This is a genomic window from Borrelia persica No12, assembly GCF_000500045.1.
GTDB classification, from domain to species: Bacteria; Spirochaetota; Spirochaetia; order Borreliales; family Borreliaceae; genus Borrelia; species Borrelia persica.
This window is the reverse complement of record NZ_AYOT01000033.1, coordinates 1-3,456: the sequence shown is the minus strand read 5'-3', so window position 1 is coordinate 3,456 and position 3,456 is coordinate 1. Positions and strand designations below refer to the sequence as shown.

Below are 3,456 nucleotides of genomic sequence, written 5' to 3'. Positions count from 1 at the left end.
CTGGTAATGGTGTTAAGGGTGATAATGTTGATAGTCTAGTGAAGGGAATTAAAGATATTGTAGATGTTGTACTTAAAGGCAAAGGTAAATATGATGCTGGTAATAGTAAAAAAGCTGAGGATTTTTCTGCTGAAAGAACTGCTCAAGCTGCTAATGGTGAGGCAGGAAAATTATTTGCTGCTGATGCAGATGCTGCTGCTAATGCAAAGAAGTCAGCGGCAGATGCAGCAAAAGCAGTTGGAGCAGTAACTGGTGTTGATATACTGCAAGCTATATCTAAAGATGATGGTGCTGCTAAATTAGCGAAAAATAATGATGGTAATGCTGGTGCTGTCCCTAAAGATGCAACTATAGCAGGAGGTATTGCATTGAGAGCAATGGCTAAGAATGGTAAATTTGCGAATGCTAATGCTGCTGATGCTACTAATGCTAATGTTGCTATTTCAATTCAAGGAACATCAATAAGTGCAGTTACTAAGGCATTAGATATATTAACAGTAGCAATAAGAAAAACTATTGGTTCAGGACTTCAGGCAGTTAAGGAAGCAATGAAAATTAATCCTGAAAATACTCCTTTAACTACAGAGTCTGGTACTGCTATTAAATAGATATAAATAAATTAGATAATAAAGTTATTTAAGGGAAACACTTTTTTCTTTCTGTAGGAGAATTGTTTTCCTTTTAGTATATCTTATTAAACGTTTATCGTTTCTTAATTTAACAGAATAATTTCAATTTGTATATCATTGATTTTTATTTACTAAGATTATGCTTGTAGTGATGATGGGATGTAATAGCTTGAATTTACGCTATTGACATAATAAACTGTTAGTAGCAGTTGAGGATATAGTTAAGAAGACAGTAAAGAATGTTCTTGAGAAAGTAAAACAAGAAGTAGATAAAGCAAGATCTTTAAAACCGTCGTTTTAAGAATCAAATCAGTAATAAATAGATATAGTTTAGAGATATAGTTTAGATTCTTACTTTCAAGAAATCATTTAAAGGAAACATTTTTCTAATTCTCTACGAGGTAACAGAGAAGATGTTTTCTTGTTAAATGAGGTGTGCACTATAGATAGAATATTTGTACTATAGATAGTAGCATTACGAATACTCTCTATAAGTACGGATTATATTTGTTACAAATTTATATTATTTATTGCTATCTTTAGTACTTGCCAAAGTTAATAACTTATTAAACAAGTAAAACACATAAATATTTTACCAGTCTTTGTGAAGTGATAAATTATTAAAATTAAAATATTGTGGGTGCTTACAAAAGCTATAAATTATCTATAACTGATATTAAGTAAAGCTTGTTGTATATTAATTTTAAATAAAAAAATAGGAAGATAGATGAATATACCTATCTTCCTATTTTTTTATTTAAAATTAATTATTTCAATATTGTTTATCTGGTGACAATCCCTGTTTTGTGAAGTAAATTTTTTACCAATTGAAGTTTTGAATATGGATTTTGTAGTGAGTGGTATATTTGGTAATCTTTAGAATATAGTGTTGGATATACTTGATGATCTTTGTTATTGTTTTCGTTTATCTTTATAATTAACAAATTTACTTCATTTTTAAGCTCATCTAATTTTGTCTTTGCAGATAGGTCACTTTGGAAACTTCCACCATATTCATTATTGGTAATAAGTATTGTAGCTGCATTTAAGCTTTTTTCAATTTCATTTAGAAGTCTTTTAATATTTGCTTCTAATTTATCTTTTGTGAATTTAGATAGTTCTTCTCTTGCTTTTTGTTTTTCATATTCTTCAGCTTTTCTACCATACATAGGGTTTAATTTGATTTTATAAAACTCAACTTTATTCCAATCGTCTTTTATTTGTTCAGCTATTTCAAGTGCTTGTTGGACACTATCTATAGTCTTTTTTAATTTAAATTTGTATATGTTATCTAGTCTAGTTTCTAGTCTTTCTTCTTCATCCTCATCTTCTTCAAATTCGTCTTCCTCAATTGTCATGGAACTGTCAGAGTATGAACCCGATATTATTATTGGTTTTGAATCATAGTGTGAACGATAAGTGTAATCATATTTAATATTATTTGATTCACCGTTTAATTCATTTAAGGAAGTTTTACTGTTGCCCTGAAGAAGATTTGATTGGTGTTCAATTGTTTCACTGTTTTGCTGATAAGGCGGGTTTTCTTTGCTGAACTGGATTGTAGGATTATCTAGTGTTGATGTTGTTGTGATGTTTTTATTAGTGTTTGATACAGTATTTGAATTATTATTAATAATGTTACTATTAGAATAACTTTTATTTTGGCTTGTGTCAGCAGTTCTGATAGTAATATTTTCGTGTTCAGATAGACTATCTTTTATATCTTTTTGTTTAAGTGATCTAATTTTTCTACTTTTTCTCTTAATTTTAGGTAGATGTGTTTGTGAAGATTTGTTATTAAAATTATTTTTAATGTCTTTATCACTAGTATTCATTATCATGGAGTTTACTTTATTAAGTAATTTTGAAGACTTGCTTTTCGTTTCTTCGGTTAAGAACAAATCACAACCAATCAAATTAAAGATTAATATTAAAGCTAAATATTTGTTTTTTAAAATCATATTTTGCTCCTTAAAGTTAATTATATTAGAAAAGTATATAGCAATATGAGTTAATTATAAAATTTATTAAGTATAATCTGGGTGGTATAAATTTAGGGAGATGAGTGCTATTAAGGAGAAAAGAAAGCAAGGTAATTAATCGTCCTTGTTAAACGTTTTGCAAAATGCTTTAGCGCAGAAAATAATCTTGTATTTGGGTATTATATTTTGTATATATATAAAGCAAATAGTTAATTAAGTAAAAAAGTAAAAGAGGCATTGTATACTAATAAAAATTAAACTAGTTTAATTTTTATTAGTATACAATGCCTCTTTTACTTTTTTACTTAATTAACTATTTGCTTTATATATATACAAAATATAATACCCAAATACAAGATTATTTTCTGCGCTAAAGCATTTTGCAAAACGTTTAACAAGGACGATTAATTACCTTGCTTTCTTTTCTCCTTAATAGCACTCATCTCCCTAAATTTATACCACCCAGATTATACTTAATAAATTTTATAATTAACTCATATTGCTATATACTTTTCTAATATAATTAACTTTAAGGAGCAAAATATGATTTTAAAAAACAAATATTTAGCTTTAATATTAATCTTTAATTTGATTGGTTGTGATTTGTTCTTAACCGAAGAAACGAAAAGCAAGTCTTCAAAATTACTTAATAAAGTAAACTCCATGATAATGAATACTAGTGATAAAGACATTAAAAATAATTTTAATAACAAATCTTCACAAACACATCTACCTAAAATTAAGAGAAAAAGTAGAAAAATTAGATCACTTAAACAAAAAGATATAAAAGATAGTCTATCTGAACACGAAAATATTACTATCAGAACTGCTGACACAAGCCAAAA

At 27.4% G+C, this 3,456-nt stretch carries 2 protein-coding genes and 2 pseudogenes; 3 read left to right on the top strand and 1 reads right to left on the bottom strand.

The window, feature by feature from the left end; all coding sequences use genetic code 11:
• On the top strand, positions 1-608 hold a 608-nt coding region (locus tag U881_RS0100645), incomplete at its 5' end, for a variable large family protein (protein WP_024652939.1).
• Between the two features lie 211 nt (positions 609-819).
• Positions 820-930, top strand: a pseudogene (locus tag U881_RS12455) (variable large family protein); the annotation flags it as partial.
• Between the two features lie 481 nt (positions 931-1,411).
• On the opposite strand, the gene U881_RS0100640 reads toward U881_RS12455, so the two are convergent.
• Positions 1,412-2,590 (bottom strand): hypothetical protein, encoded by a 1,179-nt coding sequence (locus U881_RS0100640; RefSeq protein ID WP_024652938.1) that lies wholly within the window; start codon positions 2,588-2,590, stop codon positions 1,412-1,414.
• Between the two features lie 564 nt (positions 2,591-3,154).
• On the opposite strand from U881_RS0100640, the pseudogene U881_RS10275 reads away from it, so the two are divergent.
• Positions 3,155-3,456 (top strand): annotated as a pseudogene (locus tag U881_RS10275) (hypothetical protein); the annotation flags it as partial.